We start from the raw sequence: 21,400 nt of genomic DNA on the forward strand, positions 1-21,400 counted from the left end.
GTAACAAAGCGGGCAATAAAAAACCCTTTCAAAATGAAAGGGTTGACACTATCGTTTTGAAAGGGTTAATTAAGATTCAATCCTATAAAAATGCCTATCCAGGGCTTATGCTGGTACACCCATTGTTTTTTATTTCTGTCTGTAAGAAAATCGAACCCAACAGAAATACCGGTATTAAAGTTTCTCAAGCCAAGCAAAACGGCCAATCCGTAGTCAATGGCCACAGCATCGTATTCATAATCGATGGCGTTACGCATTGAGATTGGATTAACAAAAGCGGTACCTACTCCTACAAAAGCACCGATACCAATTCCTGCTTTTGTAAAATAATCTCTGGATATATCATTGGTAAGTTGCGTTCGCTTGATACTGAATCGATCGCCACGATAACCAAAATAGAATGACCCGTTAAAATTAGTATTGAGTTGCTGGGGAATTGTAGTGGTAGCAGGTCTGAATTTGAATGGTGTTGTAAAAACATCAAAATCAAAACTCGATTTATACAGCACTATAGTCTGGCTTTTTCCTGGTAAGAGACGAACCGTTCCTTTTACCGGAGTGCCGGGTATCAGGAAATACAAAGAATCTTCCTGGTAGAGCTGTATTTTTTTCACAGAACCTTTTTGAAAAGAATCCGGAGAGGCTAAAAAAGAACGATCTGATTTTGCAGAGACGGTGTACTTTCCCTCTGGTAAATCTTCCAGCGCATTCTTTTTTATGGTTGTACAGCCTGTTTGTATAATAGTTAATACAATACAGCAACTTGCTATAATGCCGTGTATTATTTTATGATATCTGGTATTCATCAATCTTTCGGTATAAAGTAGTAAGTGCAATATTCAGCAGTTTGGCAGCTTCTGTTTTATTGCCCTTTGTATGTTGTAACACTTTTTGAATATGCAATTTCTCTGCGCTTGCAAGATCAAAGTTTGATGCCCGTGTATCATTATCCGGCATGTGTGGTTGAAAATCGGATGGGAGTGTATCGATTGTTAACAGTTGTCCGTTCATTAAAATCATGCTCCTTTCAATCACATTTTTCAGTTCCCTGATATTTCCTTTCCAGGGATGTGCTTCTAATGCCAACAGGTATTCTTTTGATAACTGAACCTGTTTTTTATTGAGTTTATCGGCAAAGCGCGACACAAAATAAACAGCCAGTTCTTCTATATCAGCAACACGTTCTCTCAATGGTGGTAAATAGATCTGGAAAACTGATATCCGGTAATAAAGATCTTCTCGAAAATGTCCCTGCTTAATTTCATCCTGTAAGTTGCGGTTGGTGGCGGCAATGATCCGCAGGTTTACTGTAGTGGCTTTACTGTCGCCCACTTTTAAAAACTGACCTGTTTCAAGCACCCGTAATAATTTGGCCTGAAGATCAATCAGCATTTCACCGATCTCATCAAGAAATACTGTTCCGCCATTGGCTTCTTCCAAAATGCCTTTGGTGTCTTTTATGGCGCCGGTAAAAGCACCTGCTTTATGTCCGAACAATTCATTTTCCAGCAACTCTTTACTGAAAGCGGCACAGTTTACAGCTATGAATGGTTGTTTATTTCTATTACTGTTATTATGAATGGCCTGTGCAAAAACTTCTTTCCCCGTTCCTGTTTCTCCATTCAATAAAACGGTTGCTTCAGTTGCAGATACTCTTTCAGCAGCTTCAATGGCCTGGCGTATCACTTTGGACTGACCCAATATGCTATTGAATGAATATTTATTACCCAGCCTTTTTTCCAGTTGTTCGAGTCGCTTTGATAAAGCTACTTTTTCCATGGCCTTATACAACAAGGGTATGATACGGTCATTGTCGTCACCTTTCGTGATATAGTCAAATGCACCGTTTTTGATGGCCTGTACACTATCTGGAATATTTCCAAATGCTGTCAAGAGAATGACTTCTATATGCGGATATTTTTCCCTGATCTGTGCAGACAGCTCAACACCATTGGTATCCGGCAGCTTTACATCGCATAATACCACATCAACTTCCTGTTGTTCCAGTTTTTTCAGTGCCAGTTTTGCATTACCTGCCTGTATTACTTCAAACCCTTCCAATGAAATAATCCTGGAAAGCAGTGTCCGTAATTTTTCTTCGTCGTCAATAATGAGAATGGTGTTCAATAAGAATATTTGTGTAAGGGCAAAGATAGCCAGAAGAGGAGCAGAAGAACAAGAAACAGAGGAATAAGAAATAAGGAACAGAGAAATCGGAAAATGAATGCCAAATTACTTTCAGATTTCTTATTTCATGTTCGTTATTTCTCTGTTCTCACACAATCCGCAACTTGGCATAATTGAGCATGATTTTTTTCTCGCCGTTCTTTTCAAACTGAATGGTGGCTACCGGGTTATGAGCCGAGCCTTCAACACTCGATACCGTTCCGAAGCCAAATTTCTGGTGCTCTACTTTTTGTCCGGCCTGTAACTGTGAAGTATCACTGGCCACAAAATCGGCCGAAGGAACATGTGCCACCACTTTTGCCGCAGGTGGTTGCACGGGTAAGTATTCCGGTTTGGAAGAGGGTTTGCGGCTTGGCGGCGGGCCGTATTTTCTTTCAGCGGCAGCAGCATTACTGCTTCCACCAAAACCAAAGCCCCGCTGCATTCTTTCAAAAGCGCTGCCCATATCACTGCCTGCATTGTTGCGGGCACCACCACCGGCATAGGTTTTATCAATATACTGTTCGGGCATTTCTTCGATAAATCGGCTGGGGTCGTTCTGCACCAGCTGACCGAAACGGTAACGGGCATTGGCGTATGTGAGCCAGAGCTTTTGCTTGGCGCGGGTTACGGCCACATAAAATAAACGGCGCTCTTCTTCCAGCTCTTCACGGGTATTGATCGACATACCACTCGGAAACAAGGTTTCTTCCACACCACCCACAAACACACACTCAAATTCCAGGCCTTTGGCGGCATGTATGGTCATCATTTTAACCGCATCCTGTTCGCCTTTATCATCATCCGCATCGGTTAACAATGTAATCTGTTGTAAATAAGAGCCCAGTGATTTATCGCCCAGTTCTCCATCTTCATTACTGGGGCTTTCTGTCCACTCTTTAATAGAGTTGAGTAATTCCTGAATATTTTCATAGCGGGCCAGTCCTTCCGTGGTTTTATCATTGAAGAGTTCTTTTACCAGATTGGTATGTTTACCCACCTGTATGGCCACATCATAGGCATTGGTATTGGTAAGCATGCTCTGGAAATAGCGGATCATAGTATGAAAGTTCTGAAGGGCTTCCAGTGTGCCGGCTTTAAAACCAAATTCTCCTGCACGCGATACCACTTCATACATGGAAATATTCTGTTCGTTGGCGGCAATCACACATTTTTCAATGGTGGTTTTACCGATACCCCGAACAGGGTAGTTAATGATTCGTTTGAGTGCTTCTTCATCTCTGGTATTGGCAATTACACGCAGATAGGCCAGAAAATCTTTTACTTCTTTGCGCTGGTAGAAGCTTACACCTCCATAAATGCGATAGGCAATGCCCATTCTGCGCAGGCTCTCTTCAAAAGAACGGCTCTGTGCATTGGTACGGTAAAGAATGGCGAAATCTTTATTGTAAAAATGATAGCGCAGTTTCTGTTCCTGAATACAATCAGCCACAAAACGACCCTCATCATTATCAGTCATGGTACGAACCAGTACAATTTTATCGCCCTGCTTGTTTTCTGTCCAGAGGTTTTTAGGTATTTGTCCCTTGTTGTTTTTGATCACCTCATTGGCTACATGAATAATGTTCTGGCTGCTGCGGTAGTTCTGTTCCAGCTTTACCACTTTTACATCGTCGTAGTCTTTCTGAAACTGTAGTATATTTTCAATCGTAGCACCGCGGAAGCTATAGATACTCTGTGCATCATCGCCCACCACACAAATATTTTCGTGTACTGCTGCCAGCAGTTTGGTAATCTGGTACTGAACGGGATTGGTATCCTGGTACTCATCAATCAGGATGTATTTAAATTTATGCTGGTACTTATGTAATACTTCGGGGAAGTTTTTCAGCAGTTCGTACATTTTGAGCAGCAGGTCATCAAAATCCATGGCACCGTTTTTAAAACAACGGTTGGCATAAGCGGCATAGATCTGTGCAATGGCCGGTCGGTTGGCGCGCATATCTTCCTGCTGTATATAATAATCGGTGGCATATTCTGCCGGACCCACCAATGCGTTTTTGGCCGAGGAAATGCGGCTGCCTACGACATTGGGTTTATAATGTTTATCGTCTAGGTTGAGTTCGTTTACCACGGTTTTGATAACAGAGCGGCTGTCGTCGGTATCGTAAATGGTAAAACTGTTGGGATAACCGATCCGGTGTGCTTCAGCCCTCAGTATGCGGGCAAATACACTGTGGAAAGTGCCGATGTATAAGTTACGTGCTTCTGCATTACCTAAAATCCGCTCAATACGCTCTTTCATTTCGGCGGCGGCTTTATTGGTAAATGTGAGGGCGAGAATATTAAAAGCATCCACACCATTGTTCATAAGATGGGCGATGCGTGTGGTTAATACTTTTGTTTTGCCACTACCGGCGCCAGCCACAATCATCAAAGGGCCTTTGATATGTGTAACAGCTTCGCGCTGGGGTTCATTCAATCCATTCAGGTACTCTTGCATGGGCGCAAGTTAATCAGTTGGGTGGGTTCGGGGAGCAGGCGTGAATAAGTTAGGTGGGTTTATGCCTTGCCTTTGTTAAGGTTCGTTTTTTTCGATTTCTGCAGGGCCTTAGGGTTCTTTTTTCGTTCTGCCAGCTGCTCAATGGCTATATTTCTACCGATGGCATACAATAACTGATCGTGTACGCGCTTCGAAACAATCGCAGGTTTCCTGTCGGGTAAAAAGGAGAAGAGTGGTAGCATTGTTTTTATTCTGTCTGTAAAGTTAAGAAGAAAAAACAATTGGCATATGATCATACGCCAATCATTTTATGGTTTCAAGTGACCTTGTTGCCGAATGAACAAGGATGCTGTACTAGAAGCATTTGGCAAACACCTGACTCAGATCAGGAAAGAGCGTAAGTTGAGCATACATCAGCTTGCGATTGCCTGCGATATGGAATACAGTCATCTCCAGCGCATTGAAAAAGGAAAAGTAAACATTGTCCTCATTACTTTATTAACCATTGCACAGGGTCTTGAAATGTCACCTGAAGAGTTATTACATGGGTTCAAAACACCCAAATAGTACGGAAAACCCTCTTTTTTCCTGAAAAAAGAGTAATTACCACCAGAAATAGAGTATTTACCACCTATGTAGAGCAGTTTTCGTTTATTTATTTCACACAGGTAAAAATAAACCTGTATGAATCATAAAATCATCAAATTATTGATTGCTGATGACCACCTCATTTTCAGAAAGGGTTTTAAAAAAATCCTGGAAGATGTGAATTCTCTCAACATCATCGGTGAAGCTTCCAATGGTTCAGAATTGCTCACACTGGCACAGCAGCTAAAACCCGATGTAATATTGGTAGATGTGTCGATGCCGGTGATGGATGGTGTAATGGCTGTTAAAGAACTCTGTAAACGGCAGGTTACCAAACGCATCATTGCCCTCTCCGTATTCAGTCAGGAAACCCATATCATGGAAATGCTGGAGGCCGGGGCCCTGGGTTATCTTACCAAGGGTGTAGGCAAAAAAGAAATTCTCGAAGCCATTGAAGCAGTATATGAAAACCGTCCTTATTTCTGCAAGGAAAGCGGTAAACAGGTGTTGGACCTGATTGAAAAATACCAGAGTGGCTATCGTAACCATCTCATTGTTTTTTCAGAAAGGGAGAAAGATATTATCCGTTTAATCTGCGATGGCTTTTCCAGCAAAGAAGTGGCACACATGTTATATATCAGTCAGCGCACGGTAGAAGGTCACCGTACCCGCATCATGAAAAAAATGCGGGTAAAAAGTATTGCCGGTCTCGTTACCTATGCCTGTGAAAAAGGACTGTATATAGCCAAGTAGAGAATAAGGCCTGCCCTGAGCGTATTCGAAGGGAATAAGAAATAAGGAATAAGAAACATGAAATAAGAAAGTGTAAGCATATCTCACTTTCTCTGTTCCCCTTCGACTACGCTCAGGGCAGGCTTTATTTCATGTTTCTTATTTCTTATTTTCTGCTTCTGCTGTAATTTTCGTTGGTGGTCTGCAACTAATGAACAGGAAACTTTATCAATTTGAGCGAAACAGAATTTCTGGAGGCGGTGAAAAACAATCAGGGCATTATTTATAAGCTCGTGGGTTTGTATGCTACGGATGGAGAGGAGCGGAAAGACCTTTACCAGGAAGTGTTGTTACAGGCCTGGCGTTCCTGGTCTTCCTTCCGGGGTGATGCCAAATTCAGTACCTGGCTGTACCGTATCTGTCTGAATACCATTCTTACACAGAAAAGAAAAGTAAACCGGATCGATTACCTCGACTCATTAGAGCCGGTAGCTCATTTGGCTACTGATACCACACAACATAAAAAAGAAGAAATAGACAGGCTCAGAAATGCTATCCGCACGCTCCCGGAAACGGATCGTGCATTGATTTCGATGCACCTCGACGGATATGAAAATGCGGAGATTGCTGATGTACTCGGTATTACCGTTAACCATGTAGCAGTAAAACTGCATCGCTGTAAACAACAATTGGCCAACCTTTTAAAGCAATAGCAGATGAGTATCGAAAAAACCTGGAAAGATATAGACGAACAGCCCGATGAGGTTTTGGCTTCCCTGCTAAAACCCCGCGTACTGCATCATCTCCAGACGAAAAGTCCGCTGGCTACCATTAAAAAAAATATGTTGATCAACAGTATCTGGGCCCTTCTCATTGCGCTCGGGTACCTGCTGATCATTATCTATTTCCCGTTCTGGCAAACAAGGCTTTGCATCGGTATTCTTTTTCTCTTCACTGTCTGGGCCGCTTATTCCACCTTACTGGAATACCGGAACATCAGACTAAGTGTTCCCGATAACTCTCTGCTGGAAGAACTGGAAAGAAACTATCAGAATATCAACCGCTGGATACAGCAACAAAAAAGGGCCGGTATTTTTATTTATCCCATCAGCGCCGCCGGTGGCTTCATGCTCGGAGGCACGGTAGGTGCGGGTAAATCTGTAGATGAAATCATGAGCAAGCCGGTTATGTGGATCGCCCTGGTGATTGTTACTGCCATCCTTGTTCCCTGTGGCTTCTACCTCGCCAAATGGCTTACCCATCGCGCTTTCGGCCGACACCTGGAAGTGCTGAAGCAAAACATTGAAGATCTGAAGAAATAAGAAATATGAAATAAGGAATAAGAAATATGAAATGAGAAAGTGGAGCAGTAATAGGTTATTTTCTCCTTTCTTATTTATTTCCTGCTGCTGTCTGTAATTTTTTGTTTCCGTATACGACTTATATTATAAAGTATCTTTTATGGAGGCTTCTGTAAAAACAAAGTCTGTAAATGGTAAGTGGGAAAAAGTCGCTTATGCTGTTTTCCTGGTTGCGGGTATTTATTTTCTCCTGAAGCCTGATTACGGAACGGCAGTTGTTTTCTGGGGCCTGGCGCCTGTATTCGATCCCTTTGATGCCAAAATACCGTTTGGAAAAAGACCACTCTACCAGAGAATCTGGCTAGTGGTTCATGTAGCGATTACCATGAGCATCTTTGTTCTGCTCTTAACAAACAATCGTTAACCTATCCCGTAACCCTGTATCCTGAACCTTGTTTCTTGATTCTTTTACTCGTTGGGTTACCATTGGCTCTTTTTTGTATTAAGGGCAAGCAAACAACCAACCATGATTCAGAAAACCATCTACAAAACCAAGGATTACTGTAAAGTAAAATTTAACCTTGAAATACAGGATACAGAAACCGCATCGATATTAGGATTGAATGATGACTGGAGCAATCCGGTACCCATGAAAAAGAAAAAAGATGGCAGCTTTACTGCTGAAATACAACTGCCTAAAGCTACGAAACACGAATTCCGCTACCTCCTCAACGAAACAGAATGGATCAATGAACCCGAAGCAGACGGAGAAGTGGAAAATGTATTCGGTTCCAGCAATAGCGTGCTAACGCTGTAGAAAATAAGAAACAGAGAAAATAAAATAAGGGATTTATTTGAGATAGCGGCTGCCCTCACGAGTCAGGGATAGCCTTTATTTGTTAATTTTCTCCACCAAAAGCTTGTAGCTTGCAGCCTGAAGCTTGAAGCTTTTAATACATGCCTATTATCACCGAACATATTACCGAAGTGGCGGCCAGTCTTTCTATGGAAGAAGTGGCCGCTATTCCTACAGAAACAGTGTATGGATTGGCAGGCAATATTTACAGTGAGAAAGCGATACGTAGTATTTTCCGTATCAAGCAAAGACCCTTATTTAATCCGCTGATTGTTCATCTGGCAGATGTATCGGCAATGGATGATGTGGCTACTGACATTCCACCGATCGCCCGAATGCTGGCCAGCCAATTCTGGCCCGGACCGCTTACTTTATTGCTGCCAAAAAAAGAAATCATCCCTGATCTGATTACGGCAGGTAAAGCTACGGTAGCTTTGCGCGTACCCAATCATCCGGTTACACTGGCGTTGCTGAAACAACTTCCTTTTCCCCTTGCTGCCCCCAGTGCCAATCCGTTCGGAAGCATCAGTCCTACCACAGCGCAGCATGTGGCCAGTTATTTTAAGGATGAATTTCCGTTTATCCTGGATGGTGGTCCTTGTATCAGTGGTATTGAATCTACCATTATTGGATTTAATACAGATGGTGCCGTAGTATATCGTTATGGTTCTTTGGCTGTAGAAGAAATTGAAAAAATTACAGGACCCTTACAGGAATATATACGCGATGAGGAAAATCCGGAGGCACCCGGTATGTTGCTCAGGCATTATGCACCCTCTACCAAAACCATACTCAGTTCAGATATAGCCCGTAGTATTCGGGAATATACAGGTAAGAAAATAGGGCTGATGGTTTTCAGTGAATCCTATCTTACCGGTGATATAGTGGTACAGGAACGTTTAACAGAAAAAAATTCAATGGAAGAAGCCGCATCCAATCTATATGCAGCCATGCACAGACTTGATCAGCAGCAGCTTGATATCATCATTGCAGAACGCTTTCCCGATAAAGGACTCGGCAGATCCATCAACGACCGCCTGCAGAGAGCGACACATAGCTAATATCCAACAGAGAAATAAGGAATAAAAAATAAGAAATGAGAAAGTAAAACTGTATTTCATTTTCTGATTTCTTATTCCTTATTAAGCTGTTTCTTATTTCATTTTTCTTGCTAAAGTTTATTTACTTTCACGCCCGAGTAAGTGCGTATGAGTCAGCAAACAGAATATTTATTACGGGTAGAAGCTGTAAGTAAAACGGAAGCCGGTAACCTGATTGTTCACCCACTAAGCTTTCAGTTACCTTACCAAAAAAAACTGGCAATTGTAGGAGAAACAGGATCGGGTAAAAGCTCCCTGCTTCGTATGATTGCCGGACATATTGCACCCAATGCAGGAAAAATATTTTTCAAAAACCAGCGGGTGTTAAGTCCGCCGGTAACCTTGTTACCCGGACATCCGGGCATCGCTTATCTCTCACAGGATTTTGAATTGCGCAATAATTATAAGGTTCATGAACTCTTAAGTTATAAAAACCTGCTGGCTCCCGAATCAGCCGAACAGTTATACCATGTTTGCAGGGTAGACAACCTGATGAACAGAAAAAATACAGAGCTTTCGGGTGGTGAACGGCAGAGAGTAGCACTGGCAAAATTGCTGGTAGGTGTTCCTGAACTTCTATTACTGGATGAACCATTCTCCAATCTCGACCTGCCACAGAAAAAAAATATCAGTGCTGTTATTCATGCCATTAGTGAACAGTTGAAGATTACCTGTATTATGGTATCACATGATCCATTGGATACATTAAGCTGGGCCGATGAAATCATGGTGTTTAAAAATGGTCAGCTCATACAATATGATGTTCCCAAAAACATCTATCAGCATCCTGCCAATGAATATGTCGCCGGGTTATTTGGTCCTTACAGTGTATTAAGCGGTCTCTATCATCCATTCAAAACCAAATGGGGTCTTCGCGATACACGCTCTCTTTTATTCATCAGACCTGAACAGCTACAACTCACCGATTCACATGAAAATGCAATAGACTGTGTAGTTACACAAGTACTTTATTGTGGTGCTTACTTTTTGGTAACAGTAAGTAATGGTGAACAATCGATGATTGTGCAGACAGATAAAGCAGGTTACCAGAAAGGTGATCTGGTATGGGTTACTATAAAAAGCTAACCGACCCTCCCTTTATTCCCTTCTCCCTGCGAAAAAAACTATACAAATCAGACATCCCGTTTTGCAAAACGGATTCTTGCAGGGAGAAGGGAATAAAGGGAGGGTGAGGATCAAGTTGTTTTAAAATACTGCCGCTGCTTTTAGTTTACCCCATAACTCATTATCAAAACTCGATAAAGCCAGCTGTGTTTGTCCGGCAGATTCTCCCAGTCTTATGATTACAAGTCCTTGTGAAGGCACTACATATATTTTCTGATCATCCTTACCCAAAGCAGCATAGGCATCGGCAGGAGCATTGGGAAAGAGATGAGTTGAAAACACAAACTGCAAGGTGGGCAACATATACGAACCCTTACCATTGAGCCAGGTTAGATAACCATAAGATGGATTAAGGCTTTGCGAGCTGTTGGTCTGCGCCTTGAAATAATTGGTATCAGCAAGTATGGTTGTCTGATCCCATTTGCCTTTGGCCAGCAAAAGCAATCCAAACCTCGCCATACTTCTTGCTGTACTGATATATACATTGTTATAACCGAGTTTTACCCATAAGCCATTCATACCAATACGATCACGTATTTTTTGCTGGAAGTATTGGTTGTACGTTAATCCACTGGCGCTTTCAATTACTTTATCAAGCAAGGTATAGGGGGCATTATGATAGGCCCATCTGGTTCCAGCATCTGCTTTGTACTGCAGGCAGGCGGGTGTGGTACAATCTGAATCGGCAACACCATCATCCAAACCAGTTGTCATAGTGAGCTGATGTTTTACCGTAATCAGGTTTTCTTTGGCGAGGGGTAAGGAGGTCCAGCCTGTACCGATATACTGAGATGTTCTGTAATTGATATTGATGATTCCCTGCTCCTGTGCAATACCCGTTAAAAAAGCCGTCATGGTTTTGCCTGCCGATGCCCAGTACCAGTTACTGTCTGCCGTGAAGGTTCCGAAATATTTCTCAGCAGCTATTTTACCATTTTTTAGAATGATAAACGCCTTTGTATTTTTTTGCTGGAGATACGTGTAAACATCATTCAGGCCCGTTTCATTCCAACCAAGGCTGGCAGGGGTTGCGGTTTCCCAGGTAGAAGATGGAAAATAAAGCGTCCCAGTATTGGTTACCGGTGCTGGAGCCGTTGTGGTATTCTTCTTGCAGGAAGAAATACAAATCATGATTAGTACAACGAAAAAAATATTTCTCATAGGATATATAAAACCGTTTGACCTGATTTTTCTTTTTCGGTTTAATGGGGTCTGATGGTTCGTGAATCCCCTTCTACTCGAATCTACGCGATTATTCAGCGCATATGAGCAGAGGTATGCAGTTTTCGGAGAGAACACCTGAATGTCTACAATTACCCTGCTCCGGATTGAAGTCCCTCGGAAAATAAAAGCGATTCTGATATATCAGACTAAAATTCAACTATCAATCCAAATGTTGGTGTTACCTGTACTTCTGCATTGGATAATATCAAAGGAATGGCATTACTTCCATTGGCAGCAATGGGTTGTCCGTTAGTAGTAAGGAATGATTTGTTATCTGGTGTACGCTGAAATGTATATTGTGGCATACCGCTTACGGTAGCACCATACCAGTTGGTAATATCAATAAACAGGTTGAGTGTTGTTTTTTTATAGTTCCATTTTTTATCGATGCGGATATCGCTGGCATGGAATGCCGGTAATCGGTTCGCGTTGAACCTTGTGTAATCCAATACACCTGTGCCCAGACTAAGGTAATTGAGTCTCGATGCATTCAAATCAAAAGGTGTTAATGGTGCTGCGCCCTGGTAACGGAACTTCAAACCCAGTTCCCAGTTGCGTGGTAATTTATAACCCATGGTAATACTGAGTAGCTGACCATTGTCCCAACCCGCCGGTAAATAATTACCGCTGCTCCCGGTAAATTCAGATTTATACAAAGTATAGCTGAGTATACCAAAGAAGCGTTTGGTAAGTTTTTTCTGCATAAACAATTCCATACCATAGGCTCTTCCTTTTCCGTTTTGTACAATGGCCTCATTACCAATACTGCCAAACTCCGTTCCCTTATTGGCAAGGCTTATGCCTTCGGTTATGCTTACGGGATACTGTCCATAATTTTTATAAAATCCTTCCACTGTTAAGCGAAAGCTGCCAGAGGGTATGTATTCCACACCAGCAGTATAGTGTGTGCTCTGAATATAGTTGCCCGGATTTTTACCCAACGTTCCCATAAATGCCAGCTGTGTGTAAGAAGGCAATTTGTAATAGCTGCCCACACTTGCGTTGAGGTTCCATTTGGGAGCCATTGCATAGCTTACTGAAATACGTGGTGATAACTGTTGCAATGGATTGGATTCGCTGTTCGATAAACTATTGGCATCCAACCGCACACCTGCACTGAGCGCAACCCTTTCATTCCATATTTTTTTGCCCGCCTGTAAAAAAGCACCATAGCGTAAAAAGTCTACATTGCTGTTCGCTTTGATCCTTACTTCTGGCTGAATGATATTTCCATTCTGATCACGCAGTTCTTTACGGTACAGGTTTTCAAATCGGTTTACAAAATCAACATACTGTAATACAGCACCATAACTTATTTTCCATCCGGCCGTATTACTGGTAACATCAAAGCGCAGTTTGTTTTCTGTTTCGCGGCTGTCGGTGTATAATGTTTGCGTGGCAGGTGTAGGGTTTTCGTTGTCTTCGTATTTTTCTACTGTGTTATTCAAAGTGTTTCTACTGATAGCCAGGTTCCAGAATCCTTTGGCAGTAAGTTTTTTCAGACTGGCACCAACCGTATAATTCCACTGGTTGATACTGGGATTACTATTGATTACATACAATTTCTCCGGCGTTGCTTTTTTTGGTGCCGCAAATCTGAACTCATCAATAGCACCCAAACCCAAAAAGCTCAGAGTGGTAGTTGGGTTGATTTTGGTCGTAGTTTTCAGTTGAAAGTCCCAGTAATTAGGCCTGATCGGCAGGTCAATGGCCTGAAACAATAATTGCAGGTAACTTCTTCTTACCGATGCCAGATAAGTGGTTTTATTACTGAGCGGACCATCTGCAGTTAATGCCAGTTCAGTGGCACTGAGTATTACGTTACCCTGTGTTCTTTTGTCATTGCCTGTTTTTTGTTTGAATTGCAATACGCTGCTTAAGGCATTATCATAACGGGCATCAAAAGCACTGGAGCTGAGTTTTACTTCTTCAATAAAATTCGCATTGAGAATACCCTGCGGACCACCGCCACTACCCTGCGTACCAAAGTGGTTGATCACCGGAATTTCTATACCATCGAGGTAATACACATTTTCATTGGGTGCACCACCACGTATAATGATATCGTTTCTGAATCCACCGCCACCAACACCACCACCTACGCCGGGGAGTGATTGAATCACTTTACTCACATCAAAATTACCCCCCGGGTTTCTTTTGATCTCTTCAATGGTCATGCGCTGCACACTCAGCGGCGTTTCTATACTGGCAGCACGTGCCGTGTTTCTTCTGCCCGTTACTGTTACATCAGACAATACAGTACCCATTGACTCCATTTCAACAGACACTACATTGATATTACCATTGGTAACGAGCAGGTTGTTTAGTAAAACGGTTTTGAAGCCAAGACTATTGATGGTTATATTATAAGTACCAGGTAATAACTGTGTAAAGCGGAATGCACCCGTCGTATCAGACAGGGTAGTAAGGCCAGCAGGACTTAATGAGATCGTTGCACCACTAATTGGTCTTTGTGAGTTTTTATCGATCAGGGTACCGGTGAGGTTTCCTTCTTTTATGGTTTGCGCATTTCCTGTAGACCATAAAGCGAACACTAAAAAAATCGTCTGCATCCATCTGTTCAACATATCTCCTGTTTTTCTGCTGTAATAAACAACAAAACAGGCTTTTTGTTTATATAATGCCACCCTTTCTTCTTTCCCTCTGCAAAAAAGGTTCGGTAATTAGTACTTCACGAAAAAACAGGGCGGTTTTAGTGTAGTACGATACTTTTCTCCATGTCTTCCAGCGCCACGCCTTTTGTTTCGGGCATCATTTTCCAGACATAGAGCAATTGCAATACCATCATTATAGCAAAGAAGCCGAAAATATAAGTACCAGGTACATTGGCCGCAAAGAAAGGAAATACCTGTGCCACCAGTGCCGCAAATACCCAATGTGTTAAACAGCCAAATGAAGTACCACTTGCCCGAACCGAATTGGGAAACAGTTCTGAAAGAAATACCCAGATTACCGCACCCTGCCCCACAGCATGCGCCGCTATGAATAAAAACACATAGTATACAATCATGCTTTTATCGGCACTGTTAAATGAAAAAGCAATCAGTGAGAGCGAAACAATATAACCGATGGAGCCAAGGTACATTAAAGCCTTTCTTCCAAAACGGTCTATCAGGTACCAACCTGTAATGGTAAACAAAAGATTTACCGCACCAATGCCGACCGTTGATAACAAGGCCCCGCTTCTTTCAATACCGGCCATTTCAAAAACCTTGGGTGCGAAATAGATGATGGCATTGATGCCCGACATCTGGTTGAAAAAAGCAATGAGAAATGCCAGTAATAAGGGCCAATAGAATTTTTTTGAAAATAGTTTTTCTTTTGTTGCTGAAACAGATTGCTGAATGGCGCTGATCATTTCGTCAGTAGCATCACCCGTCAATGCCAGTACTTTTTTGGCGGCTGCTGTATCTTTTTTATACAATACCAGCCACCGTGGTGTTTCGGGTGTAAATAACATGAGTACAGAAAACAATAAAGAAGGAACGGCCACCACGCCCAGCATCCAGCGCCAGTCCTGCTCTCCGCCCAAACCCTGTAACAGATAATTGGAAAAATAGGCCAGCATGATGCCTGCTACCACGTTGAGTTGAAAAGAGATCACCATACGGCCCCTGTATTTGGGTGGTGCTATTTCAGAAATATATACGGGTGCCACTACAGAAGAGGCACCGATACTCAATCCGCTCAAAAAGCGAAAAGCCATAAAGCTGTAAACATCCTGCGCCAGTGCTGCGCCGATAGAAGTAATGAGAAAAACTATACCTATCCAGAATAAGGTTTTCTTTCTGCCGATACGGTTGGCGGGAATATTGCCCAGTGCGGCACCAAAAACAGTCCCGTACAATGCCATGGCGATGGCCGTACCATGCATCCAGTCGCTGAGGTTCCATAAAGTCTGGATGGCCTGTTCAGCACCTGAGATAACAGCAACATCCAATCCAAATAAAAGTCCGCCCAAACCAACGGTTATGGACCATAAGGCTAGTTTCTTATTCATGGCAGCAAGCTTGTAGTTAAATATAAGACGGAAAGTCCGTCAGTCCGAAAGTCCGGAGATAATTTCTGTGTTTCTCTATGCTTTCAGAGGTATCTATAGTTGCCGCTGATAGCACAGAGCATTCAGCATACAAGAGTATTATAGAAACAAAAAGGAGCCACTTTGCAGTGGCTCCCGGATACACATGAGAACGGTACTGTCTGTAGAAACAGCCTGTAACGATGATGCTATAACGATTTTCTTAGGTAAAGGTTACCATAAGTCGATTTCAATGAATAGGCCGGACCCTTACCCAATGCTGTTGTAATAGAGGTATAGAAATCTTTCTCTACTTTATCAGTAATATTGAGTGTTAGGTTTGAGTATATCTGACCATAATGTGTAGTGGCAGATAATTTACCAGTCGTGTTTTCATTCACTGCTACATCAATACCACCATAGGTAGCGTCTACTTTAATGGGGGCATTGTAATTCACCATTTCAACGATCCCGTATTTTGCTTTGAGAAAAGTAGAGAGCTGGCTCTGCGGAACTTTTACCTCAATGGTAATTTCCATATCTACCCCTTCAGAATAATAACGCGCTCCTCTATTATCGGCTGAGAAAGTTTTGAAATCTTCCTTAGAAGTAAAGACTGTTTTTTTGCCATCCTGTACAATCGTATATCTCTTCGGAAGTTTATCCAGATCCTTGATAATGTTCTTAATACTAAGTGTATTACCGCTGGTATTTTCAATCAGCTGAAAAGCATCGTTGTTTTCACCATTGTTGATACTTACGCTTGCAGTAATGGATACTTCAGGTTTATCCCAGGTACTTACTTTAATGACTTTGGGATAGTCGAAAGAAAGTTCCAGTTCCTGACCAGCTTTCAGCGGGTAAGTTTTGGTAATAGTTTGCTGTGCCTGCAATGCGTACAATGAAATACTGCATAACAGGGTCAATAATATTCGCATGACCGTTGTTTTAGGAGTTGATTAGTTGGATTTACGCAGGTATACTTTTCCGTAGTTGGAAGTAAGTGTCATATCTACGCCGCCGCCATTCAGTTTACCTTTGATATGGTTATCGCTGTAGCTTACCATATCGCCCGACTTTTCAATATCGATTTTAAAATCAGAAGAAGCCAGTATTTCACCCCATGATGTATTCAGTTTCAGGTTGGCTTTGGCTGCTGGCGACATAGATACATCTACGTGTCCGTAAACAGATACCAGTGAAATAGGTCCTTTGATATTTTGTCCGAATTTCACGTCTACGCCGCCGTATACAGCTTTTACAGTGAGCGGACCGGTTACATTTTCAAGATCAACTTTATTGTACTGAACAGACACTTCAATTTCGCCTTCGAGGTTTTTAAAGGATGCCGTACTGTTCTCCATTACTTTGGAAAAGCTGTAAGAAATAGCCATTCCTTTCGGTACTTTAATTTTCAGTTTATTACTGCTTTTGCCAACAGGGGTTACTTCTACCGTTGTACCCTTATCACTTACGTTTACACCAAGGCCGGTATTATCCTGTAAGCCTGATGCGTTAATGGGTCGCAGGCCCTTGGCTCTTTCATCTTCTTCGCCTGATTTTTCACGTCCGGTGAAAACAATTTCATTGCCATCATACCCTTCTACTGTTACGCCAGGGGTGGTGATGATTAATTTTCCGGTTGATTTTGCCAGTTTAAATTCCTGTGCAAAAGAAGCTGCTGTTACCAGTAATGCTGCGATGGTGCTGAATATGATCTTTTTCATTTTTTTCTGTTTTCGTTTTTATATTTAGAGATGGGGGTCCGGGATTGAATCGTCATGCATGAACCGATGGATCCCGAATTGTGTTTATGTTGTTGTTTATGATCCTAAGGTTAATAAACTGGCATAGGCCCTGTCTTTCACTTCTTTATCTGTATTCACATCTTTCACTAGTTTTTCGAGTTCACCCAGTATACTGGTCTGTTTCATTTTGGTAAGTACCTGAATCAGTTCTACCTGTACAATGGGGTCTTTTTGTTTTTTAAGTGCTGCCGTGAGTTGTTTTCTTACATATGATTCACGATGAAATTTGGCTATCGCTTCCAATGCAGCCAGACGCACATTGGTATTGGGATCGTTATTCATAGTGTGAAATAATGCATCTACAATATCCCTGTCTGCATTTTTCATATCATAAGCTTTCATGGCTGCAGCAATACGTGTACTGGCAGATTCCATATTACCCAGATTGGCAAAGAGCATTTCTTTCCGCTGATCAACCTTCGCTACAAAAGATGCTGTTGGTGCTGTTACTATAGCGGCAGGGCTCAGCTCTTCTGTTCCCTGATTACCAATTTCCTTGTTCTCTGTTTCCTGCTCCTTTGTATCCTGTACCTTGCTCTCTTGTTGTTTTTGTATAACACCCGCCAACACCTGATCCTGTTGGCTATCGAGGTTCATCCACCAGATACCGAGTCCGGCCATTACCACCACACAGGCAGCGGCTACCCAGCGAATGGTACGGAAAGAAACCACGATGCCTTTTTTGGCTGGCGCTGCTTCCGTATGGCCCATGCGTTGCTGTATACGGGCCAGCACATCTGCTCCCGGCATACGGTCATCGAATGCTTCCCTGTTTTCTGCTACAAACTTTTCCAGTTCATTTTTCATACAAAACCTCCTTCACTGATGCTTTTCAAAATTTTTTGTTTGGACCGGTGGTACTGTATCCGCACATTGTTATAGGATATGCCCAGCATGATCGCTATTTCTTCCTGTGGTATATTTTCAAACAGGTAGAGTTGTACAATGGTCCGGTAAGTATCCGGCAGTTCTTCAATGGCCCTCTTCACTTCTTCTACTTTAAAACTAAAATGGGCCTCGTCGATACTCTCTTCTTCTGCAAAACCGGTTTTGGTATCATCCAGCTCTACCATTTTCAGTTTTTTCTGTTTCCTGATCCAGGAAATCGACTGGTTAATGGCTATTCTTTTCACCCAGGCCCTGAAACCACCCGTATTTTCAAATTTGTGAATGGCCTGAAAAGCCGACACAAATACTTCCTGCAACAGGTCTTCCGCCTCGCCGGTATGTGGCACCAGACGGAAAATGGTATTGTACACTTCTTTGGAATATTGATGGTACAACTGGGTGAAAGCAGACGTATCGCCCCTTTTACACCTTTCTACCACTTCATCCTGTGTTATTGTAAAAACCTGTTCCAAATCTGTTTGCCTGAGTACTTGTAATGATCTAATCGCAGCATCTTTCTCTATGTTACACAATTTACCCGAAAAAAATTTTGGAACAGATGAACTAAGAAAAACAGAAGAACCGAGAAACAGTAGAATATTCAACTTCGAAGTTTCTCTGTTTCTAGCCCCCTGTATAAAACAAAAGCGGCCCGATTGGGCCGCCTGAATTTTTCTTAGGATAGTGACGGGAGAAACGGAAGAACAGAAGATCTTTCAAGTTGGACATTCTTCTGTTTCTCTGTTCTTCCGTTCTAATACTTCTTCTTCTCCCTGATTTCCAGCACTTCTTTTTTCAGGGGTGCCAGTTCATTGGGGTCAAGGTGGTTCCAGGATGTATTGAATACCTGTTTGTAATAATCCTGCAGGGCCTCAATCAGCGGGTTAATTACACCGGGATCGCGGCTGAAACCAACATTATAGCTTCTTTCCAAAGTATTGTATACCGGTGCTATGTACACCTGTTTTTGTTTCAGCGGAATGCTCTTTGCCCAGAGTTTTTCTTTGGTGAGCGGTTCAGCCGCTACCAGGTTTACTTTTCCCGACAGTATAAAGAAGCCTGTGTATTTATACGCTGTTCTGTAGGTGGCATAACGCCCCTTACCTGATACATATTCAGAAAAAGAGTTCCAGTTTACATTAGAACCATTGATATCAAAGTCGATTTCAACCTGTAGGAGCAGGTCACTTTCTTTTTTATCGTTGTACACCACCTGGTCGTAGTATTCAAAGGGTCCGCGAACAGAATAGCCTTTTGCGGTGAGTGATTCATTATAATCTGCAGCCATGGCCTTAGAAAAATCACTGAATATTTTATAGTTGGAATAGGCAAATTTCTCCTGATAAGCCGGGTCTACCAGCAGGAACACTACCTGAGCCGATTTAGCTGGTGCTTTTTCAGGTGGTGCATAATCGTAATCCGGCGCTTTAATGGTAGGTACGGGTGGCGGTGCGGCCACTTTAGGGCCGGAACTGGCAATATACAATGCAGCATACGCTACTACTACGAATGATGCCAGTAAGTGAGTTTTGTTTCTCATATCAATTCAGATTTATGTAAGGTGTATACAGTAAAAAAAGCGAGTTGGTACATCAGCAGATCTATCCAGTCGCCCGTGCCTTGTAGCCAGCCGATCCATTGTAAGGGTTCAGTGAACATAACCAGTAACCACAATCCCCATTTCCACATCATTGGAACCTGGTTCCAACCTTTCCATATCCACACAAAACAGGTCCAGAGTGAAACACACCACAAATAATCGGGTATCCAGCCAGACCCGGGTAAAGAACTTGTTTCTTTATTCTGGTAAAACCAGGTTTCAAACAACACGGGATGTTTCCTTCCTTTCAGATAGATCCCTGTTCCCAATAGCAGCGGTAATACAATGAACGCAATTCTGGTATATGTTTTATTCTTCCCGTTCAAGTTCCTCTGTATTGATTTTGTCATCAAACGAAACCACTACATAGTTTTCAGATTTCAGTTTGCCGATCAGATCATTTTTATATTCCAGTATTTCTTCGAGTGAGGCAAACAAACGCGGCGATTTCCAGGTTTGTGTTACTTTATCTTTGAAATAACCCAGCTTTTCGAATTTCTTTTTAAAGTGCCCAACAGATCGGGTAGCCACTGAGCTGTAAAAATCTTTTGCTTTATAAATACCACTGATGATGGCAAACTTTTTATAATGCGCAGATCCTTTCGGATTACATTCTATACAGGTGGTAGAGAGATACATATATCCAAAACCACCTGTGGTATCGGCAAACTTGTCAATGGTCTGAACCTGCTTTGTGGTATCGGCATCCTGTGCCAAAAGACCTGCGCTACAAAACGCAGATAAGATGAATAATAGAATTATACGCCGCCGAAATCCCCCTGTATGCATTATAGTAAAATTAGGCTTGTAACGATATACAAAAAATACCTGAAAATGAGTAGTTTATGAGGTGAATGGTCAATACATTCATTCACCATTGAGCATTCACCATTCACATCCTGCTATTTCCTGCTGATATTATAAATCGCTACCGGCGGGTCGAGGTATTGGTTGCGGTCGTTCTGGAGGTAGATTTTTCTTACTACGCTCATGCCTTTGATTACTTTACCAAAAGCCGCATAACCCAGTTTGTCTTCTACATTTTCACCACCTTCATCGAGACCAGGCTGGTCATCAATACAGATAAAAAATTCGGCATTAGCCGTACCGGGTGCCAGTCTGGCCACAGAAATAATACCGTCTTTGTGTTTAATGCCGGTGGTGGCCGTGCTTTCATGAGGTATACCGGGTATGCTTCTTGCCTTATCGTTTTTGGTGCGCCACAAACCACCCTGCAGAATTTCTGTTTTGGGTGCATTGGAGGGCTGGTTATTTACATTAAGTACGCGATAGAAAGACGTGTTCTCATAAAAACCGGAGTCTACATAACTGAGAAAAGCGCCTGCTGTTTTCGGGGCCCTGTCTATATAAAGTTCAATTTCTATCTGCCCATACTTGGTTTCAATCACCACCACAGGATTACCCTTGCCTGTTTTTTCAGTACAACCCATCCAAAGGATCACGGCCAATATAATCGACAGAATACGATACATAGTTCCTCTTTATGTT

General features: G+C 42.3%; 23 protein-coding genes. 8 read left to right on the forward strand and 15 right to left on the reverse strand.

What is annotated here, in order from left to right; all coding sequences use genetic code 11:
- Positions 1–65: 65 nt before the first annotated feature.
- From BC659_RS07090 to BC659_RS07105, 4 genes are all read right to left on the reverse strand, one after another.
- Positions 66–806: a hypothetical protein gene (locus BC659_RS07090; protein WP_133473973.1), complete on the reverse strand. Its 741-nt coding sequence runs from the start codon at positions 804–806 to the stop codon at positions 66–68.
- Positions 787–2,127: a sigma-54-dependent transcriptional regulator gene (locus tag BC659_RS07095; protein ID WP_133473974.1), complete on the reverse strand. Its 1,341-nt coding sequence runs from the start codon at positions 2,125–2,127 to the stop codon at positions 787–789. The genes BC659_RS07090 and BC659_RS07095 overlap by 20 nt, the downstream gene beginning before the upstream one ends.
- 148 nt (positions 2,128–2,275) lie before the next feature.
- Positions 2,276–4,630, reverse strand: coding sequence for an ATP-dependent helicase (locus BC659_RS07100; protein WP_133473975.1), 2,355 nt, complete (start codon positions 4,628–4,630; stop codon positions 2,276–2,278).
- A gap of 59 nt (positions 4,631–4,689) precedes the next feature.
- Positions 4,690–4,926 carry a hypothetical protein gene (locus tag BC659_RS07105; protein ID WP_133473976.1) on the reverse strand — a complete coding sequence of 79 codons (237 nt, stop codon included), beginning with the start codon at positions 4,924–4,926 and terminating at the stop codon, positions 4,690–4,692.
- Between the two features lie 40 nt (positions 4,927–4,966).
- Here BC659_RS07105 and BC659_RS07110 point away from each other — a divergent pair, with 40 nt between their 5' ends.
- The 8 genes from BC659_RS07110 (at position 4,967) to BC659_RS07145 (ending at position 10,293) form a co-directional block, all read left to right on the forward strand.
- Positions 4,967–5,197, forward strand: coding sequence for a helix-turn-helix domain-containing protein (locus BC659_RS07110; protein ID WP_133473977.1), 231 nt, complete (start codon positions 4,967–4,969; stop codon positions 5,195–5,197).
- A gap of 117 nt (positions 5,198–5,314) precedes the next feature.
- Positions 5,315–5,971, forward strand: coding sequence for a response regulator (locus tag BC659_RS07115; protein WP_133473978.1), 657 nt, complete (start codon positions 5,315–5,317; stop codon positions 5,969–5,971).
- A 212-nt stretch (positions 5,972–6,183) separates the two neighbouring features.
- On the forward strand, positions 6,184–6,663 hold the full coding sequence (locus BC659_RS07120) for an RNA polymerase sigma factor (RefSeq protein WP_162847375.1): 480 nt from the start codon (positions 6,184–6,186) through the stop codon (positions 6,661–6,663).
- Between the two features lie 3 nt (positions 6,664–6,666).
- Entirely contained in the window at positions 6,667–7,272 is a 606-nt protein-coding gene (locus tag BC659_RS07125; RefSeq protein ID WP_133473980.1) for a hypothetical protein, read from the forward strand.
- A 139-nt stretch (positions 7,273–7,411) separates the two neighbouring features.
- Entirely contained in the window at positions 7,412–7,675 is a 264-nt protein-coding gene (locus tag BC659_RS07130) for a hypothetical protein (protein ID WP_133473981.1), read from the forward strand.
- A 102-nt stretch (positions 7,676–7,777) separates the two neighbouring features.
- On the forward strand, positions 7,778–8,068 hold the full coding sequence (locus BC659_RS07135) for an isoamylase early set domain-containing protein (RefSeq protein WP_133473982.1): 291 nt from the start codon (positions 7,778–7,780) through the stop codon (positions 8,066–8,068).
- Positions 8,069–8,208: 140 nt separating this feature from the next.
- Entirely contained in the window at positions 8,209–9,168 is a 960-nt protein-coding gene (locus BC659_RS07140) for an L-threonylcarbamoyladenylate synthase (RefSeq protein WP_133473983.1), read from the forward strand.
- A gap of 147 nt (positions 9,169–9,315) precedes the next feature.
- On the forward strand, positions 9,316–10,293 hold the full coding sequence (locus BC659_RS07145) for an ABC transporter ATP-binding protein (protein ID WP_133473984.1): 978 nt from the start codon (positions 9,316–9,318) through the stop codon (positions 10,291–10,293).
- Between the two features lie 120 nt (positions 10,294–10,413).
- Here BC659_RS07145 and BC659_RS07150 read toward each other — a convergent pair whose 3' ends face one another.
- From BC659_RS07150 to BC659_RS07200, 11 genes are all read right to left on the reverse strand, one after another.
- A complete protein-coding gene (locus BC659_RS07150; RefSeq protein WP_133473985.1) occupies positions 10,414–11,493 on the reverse strand; it encodes a serine hydrolase domain-containing protein in 1,080 nt (359 codons plus the stop codon).
- 209 nt (positions 11,494–11,702) lie between these two features.
- A complete protein-coding gene (locus BC659_RS07155; protein WP_211340721.1) occupies positions 11,703–14,204 on the reverse strand; it encodes a TonB-dependent receptor in 2,502 nt (833 codons plus the stop codon).
- A 65-nt stretch (positions 14,205–14,269) separates the two neighbouring features.
- Positions 14,270–15,577: a sugar porter family MFS transporter gene (locus BC659_RS07160; protein ID WP_133473986.1), complete on the reverse strand. Its 1,308-nt coding sequence runs from the start codon at positions 15,575–15,577 to the stop codon at positions 14,270–14,272.
- Positions 15,578–15,804: 227 nt separating this feature from the next.
- Positions 15,805–16,533, reverse strand: a complete 729-nt coding sequence (locus BC659_RS07165) for a hypothetical protein (RefSeq protein WP_133473987.1) — start codon at positions 16,531–16,533, stop codon at positions 15,805–15,807.
- Positions 16,534–16,554: 21 nt separating this feature from the next.
- Entirely contained in the window at positions 16,555–17,322 is a 768-nt protein-coding gene (locus BC659_RS07170; protein WP_133473988.1) for a DUF4097 family beta strand repeat-containing protein, read from the reverse strand.
- 96 nt (positions 17,323–17,418) lie between these two features.
- Positions 17,419–18,210, reverse strand: coding sequence for a HEAT repeat domain-containing protein (locus BC659_RS07175; RefSeq protein ID WP_133473989.1), 792 nt, complete (start codon positions 18,208–18,210; stop codon positions 17,419–17,421).
- Entirely contained in the window at positions 18,207–18,896 is a 690-nt protein-coding gene (locus BC659_RS07180) for an RNA polymerase sigma factor (RefSeq protein WP_162847376.1), read from the reverse strand. Before BC659_RS07180 ends, BC659_RS07175 begins: the two co-directional genes overlap by 4 nt.
- Positions 18,897–19,045: 149 nt before the next feature.
- On the reverse strand, positions 19,046–19,831 hold the full coding sequence (locus BC659_RS07185) for a hypothetical protein (RefSeq protein ID WP_133473991.1): 786 nt from the start codon (positions 19,829–19,831) through the stop codon (positions 19,046–19,048).
- A complete protein-coding gene (locus BC659_RS07190) occupies positions 19,828–20,217 on the reverse strand; it encodes a hypothetical protein (protein ID WP_133473992.1) in 390 nt (129 codons plus the stop codon). Before BC659_RS07190 ends, BC659_RS07185 begins: the two co-directional genes overlap by 4 nt.
- A complete protein-coding gene (locus BC659_RS07195) occupies positions 20,201–20,608 on the reverse strand; it encodes a hypothetical protein (protein WP_133473993.1) in 408 nt (135 codons plus the stop codon). The genes BC659_RS07190 and BC659_RS07195 overlap by 17 nt, the downstream gene beginning before the upstream one ends.
- 185 nt (positions 20,609–20,793) lie before the next feature.
- Positions 20,794–21,384: a peptidylprolyl isomerase gene (locus BC659_RS07200; RefSeq protein WP_133473994.1), complete on the reverse strand. Its 591-nt coding sequence runs from the start codon at positions 21,382–21,384 to the stop codon at positions 20,794–20,796.
- Between the last annotated feature and the right edge of the window lie 16 nt (positions 21,385–21,400).

This window comes from Sediminibacterium goheungense, from assembly GCF_004361915.1.
Taxonomy (GTDB): Bacteria; Bacteroidota; Bacteroidia; order Chitinophagales; family Chitinophagaceae; genus Sediminibacterium; species Sediminibacterium goheungense.